This window comes from Streptomyces sp. MK37H (assembly GCF_018035285.1).
GTDB classification, from domain to species: Bacteria; Actinomycetota; Actinomycetes; order Streptomycetales; family Streptomycetaceae; genus Streptomyces; species Streptomyces endocoffeicus.
Window position 1 is genome coordinate 1 of the sequence record NZ_JAAAYH010000479.1, and the last position, 6,582, is coordinate 6,582.

Genomic DNA, 6,582 nt, shown 5'->3' on the forward strand with positions numbered 1-6,582 from the left:
GTGGACGGAGGGCCGTGGCTGGCACGAGGCCCAGCTCGTGCCGTACGCCCCGCTCTCGCTCGACCCGGCGAACATGACGCTGCACTACGCCCAGACGATCTTCGAGGGGCTCAAGGCGTACCGCCGGCCCGACGGCACCGTGGCCACGTTCCGCCCCGACCAGAACGCCGAGCGGTTCCAGACGTCCGCGCGCCGCATGGGCATGCCGGAGCTCCCCGTCGAGACCTTCATCGCGGCGTGTGACGCGCTGGTCACCCAGGACAAGGCGTGGGTGCCGGGCCACGGAGAGCAGTCCCTGTACCTGCGGCCCTTCATGTTCGCCACCGAGGTCGGGCTCGGCGTCCGGCCCGCGAACGAGTTCCTCTTCGTGGTGATCGCCTCCCCGGCCGGGGCCTACTTCCCCGGCGGTGTGCAGCCGGTCTCGGTCTGGCTCTCGGAGGAGTACGTCCGCGCGGCGCCCGGCGGCACCGGCGCGGCCAAGACGGGCGGCAACTACGCGGCCTCCCTGGTCGCCCAGGCGCAGGCCGCCGAGCAGGGCTGTGACCAGGTGGTCTGGCTGGACGCGATCGAGCGCCGCTGGATCGAGGAGATGGGCGGGATGAACCTGTACTTCGTGTACGGGAACCGCATCGTGACCCCCGAGCTGTCCGGTTCGCTGCTGCCGGGGATCACCCGCGCCTCGCTGCTGGAGATCGCCGCCGACCTCGGCTACGAGGTCACCGAGGGCCGGATCTCCGTCGACGACTGGCGCGAGGGCAACGCCGACGGGACCCTCACCGAGGTCTTCGCCTGCGGTACGGCGGCCGTGATCACCCCGGTCGGCTCGGTCAAGTCCGCCCGGGCGAGCTGGACGGTGGCCGACGGTGAGCCGGGCGAGGTGACGATGCGGCTGCGCAAGGCGCTGCTGGACATCCAGACCGGCGCCGCCCCGGACCCGCATGGCTGGATGCACCCCCTGGGCTGACCTTGGGGCGTCACCTCGTTGACACCTGGGGTTCGCATCCTGAGACGGATGAGAGCGCGGGGGCGGAATGTGCCAGACTGCCTCCGTGCTCTCGTTCGCCATGATTATTGGCAGCAGGCGCGCCGGTCCGCAGTGACCGCCCGTACGACCCGGTACAGGGCGGCCACCGTGCCCCAGACCCGCGCGCAGACCTCTCGCACCCGCGAGGGGTCTTTTCGTTTTCCGGACCATCCCGCCGGACGCGAAGCGTGAGGGATCATAGGAGGGCGCGGAACCGGATATTCCGGTAGACCGAGATCCATCCGACAGGAGCCAGACCAACCATGAAGGATCTGCCCGACGACGGCTTCCATGTCTTCGACACCACCCTGCGCGACGGAGCGCAGCGCGAGGGCATCAACCTCACGGTCGCGGACAAGCTGACCATCGCCCGTCACCTGGACGACTTCGGCGTGGGCTTCATCGAGGGCGGCTGGCCCGGCGCCAACCCGCGCGACACGGAGTTCTTCGCCCGGGCCCGCGCCGAGATCGACTTCAAACACGCCCAGCTGGTGGCGTTCGGCGCCACCCGCAAGGCGGGGGTGCGCGCCGAGGATGACGCCCAGGTCAAGGCGCTGCTGGAGTCCGGGGCGCCGGTGATCACCCTGGTGGCGAAGTCCCACGACCGCCATGTGGAGCTGGCCCTGCGCACCACGCTCGAGGAGAACCTCGCGATGGTCCGTGAGACCGTCGCCTATCTGCGGTCCCAGGGCCGCCGGGTCTTCCTCGACTGCGAGCACTTCTTCGACGGCTACCGGGCCAACGCCGGCTACGCCAAGCAGGTCGTCTCCGCCGCCCACGAGGCGGGCGCCGAGGTGGTGATCCTCTGCGACACCAACGGTGGCATGCTCCCCGGCCAGATCGACGCGGTGGTCCGCACCGTGCTGGCCGACACCGGGGCGCGGCTGGGCATCCACGCCCAGGACGACACCGGCTGCGCGGTCGCCAACACCCTCGCCGCCGTGGACGCGGGCGCCACCCACGTCCAGTGCACGGCCAACGGCTACGGCGAGCGGGTGGGCAACGCCAACCTCTTCCCGGTCGTCGCGGCCCTGGAGCTCAAGTACGGCCGCCGGGTGCTGCCGGAGGGCGCCCTGGAGGAGATGACCCGGATCTCACACGCGATCGCCGAGGTCGTCAATCTGACGCCGTCCACTCACCAGCCCTATGTGGGTGTTTCCGCCTTCGCCCACAAGGCCGGACTGCACGCCTCCGCGATCAAGGTCGACCCGGATCTGTACCAGCACATCGACCCCGAGCGGGTCGGCAACACCATGCGGATGCTCGTCTCCGACATGGCCGGACGGGCGTCGATCGAGCTCAAGGGCAAGGAACTGGGCATCGACCTCGGCGGCGACCGGGCGCTGGTGGGCCGGATCGTGGAGCGGGTCAAGGAGCGGGAGCTCGCGGGCTACACCTACGAGGCCGCCGACGCCTCCTTCGAGCTGCTGCTGCGCCAGGAGGTCGAGGGCCGTCCCCGCCGCTTCTTCCGCGTCGAGTCCTGGCGGGCGATCGTCGAGGACCGCCCGGACGGCACCCACGCCAACGAGGCCACCGTGAAGCTGTGGGCCAAGGGCGAGCGGATCGTCGCCACGGCGGAGGGCAACGGCCCGGTCAACGCGCTGGACCGGGCGCTGCGGGTGGGGCTGGAGCGGATCTACCCGCAGCTGGCGACGATGGAGCTGGTGGACTACAAGGTCCGCATCCTGGAAGGCAAGCACGGCACCGAGTCCACGACCCGGGTGCTGGTCTCCACCGCGGACGGCCAGGGGGAGTGGTCGACCGTGGGCGTCGGGGAGAACGTGATCGCCGCGTCCTGGCAGGCCCTGGACGACGCCTACGCCTACGGGCTGCTGCGGGCCGGAGTGGACCCGCAGGAGTGACGCGCCGGCCGGTGCGAGGAGGCGGACGGTGCGGCTCCGGCGGCGGCCGGAGTAGGGTGCGGGGAACGGAGCGCGGCCGACGTGCTCCGTTGCCCGATCCGGCCGCACGGCCGCTCCGGCGGACGGCGCCCATCCGGGTGGTCGCGCCCGCCCCTCGCACGGTCACGGCCTGGAGGTTTGTTGGGTGCCGACAGGGCCGATAGTCCTTTAGGACACCAGGTAGTGGGAAAGCCGCTGTCCAGTTCTGTTCCGCCTGCCCACCAAAACGCCCCTGACGTTGTAGGGAATTGACATGCGTTTCCGGGGGCCCGGGAACGTACCGTCATTGCATGACCAATCTCGAAGGTGCGCCTGCTGAGGCGAGTGACGTTCGCGGGCGCGTCGCCGAGCTGCACGCGATTCGCGAGCAGGCTCGGCGCGGCCCGAGCGAGCGGGCGACCGAGGCTCAGAAGGCCAAGGGGAAGCTGACGGCTCGCGAGCGGATCGATCTGCTGCTTGACGAGGGGTCCTTCAACGAAGTGGAGCCGCTGCGGCGGCATCGTGCGACCGGGTTCGGTCTTGAGGCCAAGAAGCCTTACACCGACGGTGTCGTCACCGGCTGGGGGACCGTCCACGGACGGACGGTGTTCGTCTACGCACACGACTTCAGGATCTTCGGCGGGGCGCTGGGGGAGGCCCACGCGACCAAGATCCACAAGATTATGGACATGGCCATCTCGGCCGGGGCGCCGCTGGTGTCCCTCAACGACGGCGCCGGTGCCCGTATCCAGGAGGGCGTCTCGGCGCTCGCCGGTTACGGCGGCATCTTCCAGCGGAACACCAAGGCGTCCGGTGTCATCCCCCAGATCAGCGTGATGCTCGGCCCGTGCGCGGGCGGCGCGGCGTACTCCCCGGCGCTGACGGACTTCGTCTTCATGGTCCGGGAGACCTCGCAGATGTTCATCACCGGACCCGATGTGGTCCAGGCGGTGACGGGCGAGAAGGTCAGCCAGAACGGACTTGGCGGCGCGGATGTGCACGCCGAGACCTCGGGTGTGTGCCACTTCGCCTACGACGACGAGGAGACCTGCCTCGAGGAGGTCCGCTACCTCCTGTCGCTGCTGCCGCAGAACAACCGCGAGAACCCGCCGACCGTCGAGTCCGACGACCCGGCCTCCCGGCGCGGCGACTCGCTGCTGGACCTCGTCCCGGCCGACGGCAACCGGCCGTACGACATGCGCAAGGTCATCGAGGAGATCGTCGACGACGGCGAGTACCTCGAGGTCCACGAGCGCTGGGCGACCAACATCATCTGCGCGCTGACCCGGCTCGACGGCCAGGTGGTCGGCATCATCGCCAACCAGCCGCAGTCGCTGGCCGGAGTGCTGGACATCGAGGCGTCGGAGAAGTCCGCGCGCTTCATCCAGATGTGCGACGCCTTCAACATCCCGCTGATCACCTTCCTCGACGTGCCGGGCTTCCTGCCCGGTGTGGACCAGGAGCACGGCGGGATCATCCGGCACGGCGCCAAGATGCTGTACGCGTACTGCAACGCCACCGTGCCGCGGATCTCCGTCATCCTGCGCAAGGCGTACGGCGGTGCCTACATCGTGATGGACTCCCAGTCCATCGGGGCCGACCTGACCTACGCCTGGCCGACGAACGAGATCGCGGTGATGGGTGCCGAGGGCGCCGCCAACGTGATCTTCCGCCGTCAGATCGCCGGGGCCGACGACCCCGAGGCCATGCGCGCCCGCATGGTCAAGGAGTACAAGTCCGAGCTGATGCACCCGTACTACGCGGCCGAGCGGGGGCTGGTCGACGATGTGATCGACCCGGCCGAAACCCGTGAGGTCCTCATCCGGTCCCTGGCGATGCTGCGCGACAAGCACGCCGACCTGCCGTCCCGCAAGCACGGCAACCCGCCGCAGTAACCCCTCACGTTCATGACCTCGCGCGGGACCCGCGCGACAAGGGAGAAGAGAAAACCGTGAGCACACCCAGCGATATCGCCGATCCCGCCGCCGCGGCGGCGGCCACCCTGGTCCGGGTCGAGAAGGGCCACGCCGACGCCGAGGAGCTCGCCGCGGTCACCGCGGTGCTGCTGGCCCGCGCGGCCGCCGGCACCCACCGGACCGCCGGCTCCACCCGCCCGAGCCGCAGCGCCGCCCGCTGGCGCCGTCTGGAGCGCCGCCCGGCGTTCAGCGCGCCGCACAGCTGGCAGGGCTGAACGCCCACCGGCGCCGCCGGGTCCGGACGGCCGCACACCGCCCGGACGCCCGAGAAGGCCCGCTGAAACGCACAAATCCCCTGTTCTCCTTCGGAGAGCAGGGGATTTTGGCTTCCGCCGTCGGCCTCGGCTAGCGCAGCCGGGCCATCAGCGCGTGCTCGACCAGGGTGATCAGCGCGCTCTTGGCCTCGCTGCGGTGGCGGGCGTCGGTGGTGATGATCGGCGCGTCGGGGCCGATCTGGAGGGCCTCGCGGACCTCTTCGGGGTTGTAGGGCTGGTGCCCGTCGAAGCCGTTGAGGGCGATGACGAACGGCAGCCCGGAGTTCTCGAAGTAGTCGACCGCCGGGAAGCAGTCGGCGAGGCGGCGGGTGTCCACCAGGACGACCGCGCCGATGGCACCGCGGACCAGGTCGTCCCACATGAACCAGAAGCGGTCCTGGCCGGGCGTGCCGAACAGATACAGGATCAGGTCCTGGTCCAGCGTGATGCGGCCGAAGTCCATGGCCACCGTGGTGGTGGTCTTGTCCGGCGCGTGGGTGAGATCGTCGATCCCCGCGGAGGCGGAGGTCATCACGGCTTCGGTGCGCAGCGGGTTGATCTCCGAGACCGCGCCGACGAACGTGGTCTTGCCCACGCCGAAGCCGCCCGCCACCACGATTTTCGCGGAGGTGGTGGAGCGGGCTGCACCGCTAGAGCTTGCGAAGTCCACTGAGCACCCTTTCGAGCAGTGTCACGTCAGGCTGACCGCCGGCGGACTCGTCGCCGCCGGGCTGATGGATCGCGACGAGCCCCGCCTCGGCCAGGTCGGCTACGAGGATGCGGGCTACGCCGAGAGGAATGGTGAGCAGTGCGGAGATCTCGGCGACCGACTTGATCTCGCGGCACAGTTGGCAGATCCGCTGGTGCTCGGGCAGTTGGCCCTGGAGCTGAGCGGGGTCGGCCGTGGTGTGCACCAGCGCCTCGATGGCGAGCTGGTACCGGGGCCGGGTCCGGCCCCCTGTCATGGCGTACGGGCGCACCAGAGGGTTATGAGTACCGCCCGCGGGGGAGGAAGGTTCCGGGGCGGGGCGCTCAGGCGGCTGTACGGGCTCGATACGGGGCGCGGGCGGCGCGTCGTACCAAGACCCCTCCGACGGCCCGGGAGGCGCGTAGGAGGGCGTGTACGGCTGTTGCTGGGGCCGCTGCGGCTGCCGCCGCGGGGGCGGCTGCTCCCGCTGGGGCTCCGGCTGCTGTGGAGCGCGGGCCTGACGGCTGGGTGCGGAGGGGAAGTTGTAGCGCTTCACTGGGCCCTCTCCGCGCGGTTCGGACGGCTGCCCGTGGGCATACGGATATCCGCTAGGGGGCGTTGCCACGTGTCCTCCTCCAACTCGCCTGTCTTGCCGGTCGCGCCACCGCACCCTATGGCGCGGTGGCGCGAAACGCACTCCATGTTTGCTAGTTGAGAAGACTGCCCTGCAATTCCGCGCGGAGATCCGGGGTGAGGACGT

At 70.2% G+C, this 6,582-nt stretch carries 6 protein-coding genes; 4 read left to right on the top strand and 2 right to left on the bottom strand.

Annotation, left to right across the window (positions count from 1 at the left end; genetic code table 11):
• The 4 genes from GWI24_RS38275 to GWI24_RS38290 form a co-directional block, all read left to right on the top strand.
• Positions 1-964 (top strand): branched-chain amino acid aminotransferase (locus tag GWI24_RS38275; protein ID WP_210950650.1); only part of this gene is annotated, 964 nt, incomplete at its 5' end.
• Between the two features lie 323 nt (positions 965-1,287).
• On the top strand, positions 1,288-2,886 hold the full coding sequence (cimA, locus tag GWI24_RS38280) for a citramalate synthase (protein WP_164436848.1): 1,599 nt from the start codon (positions 1,288-1,290) through the stop codon (positions 2,884-2,886).
• Positions 2,887-3,215: 329 nt separating this feature from the next.
• The gene (locus GWI24_RS38285; protein ID WP_210950651.1) at positions 3,216-4,799 is read left to right on the top strand and encodes an acyl-CoA carboxylase subunit beta; all 1,584 of its coding nucleotides are present in this window, start codon (positions 3,216-3,218) and stop codon (positions 4,797-4,799) included.
• 56 nt (positions 4,800-4,855) lie between these two features.
• A complete protein-coding gene (locus GWI24_RS38290; protein WP_078559055.1) occupies positions 4,856-5,095 on the top strand; it encodes an acyl-CoA carboxylase subunit epsilon in 240 nt (79 codons plus the stop codon).
• 130 nt (positions 5,096-5,225) lie between these two features.
• Here the strand turns inward: GWI24_RS38290 and GWI24_RS38295 are convergent, their stop codons facing one another.
• Both GWI24_RS38295 and GWI24_RS38300 read right to left on the bottom strand, forming a co-directional pair.
• Positions 5,226-5,804, bottom strand: a complete 579-nt coding sequence (locus tag GWI24_RS38295; RefSeq protein WP_075200410.1) for an ATP/GTP-binding protein — start codon at positions 5,802-5,804, stop codon at positions 5,226-5,228.
• Positions 5,785-6,447 (bottom strand): DUF742 domain-containing protein, encoded by a 663-nt coding sequence (locus tag GWI24_RS38300; protein WP_210950652.1) that lies wholly within the window; start codon positions 6,445-6,447, stop codon positions 5,785-5,787. The genes GWI24_RS38295 and GWI24_RS38300 overlap by 20 nt, the downstream gene beginning before the upstream one ends.
• Between the last annotated feature and the right edge of the window lie 135 nt (positions 6,448-6,582).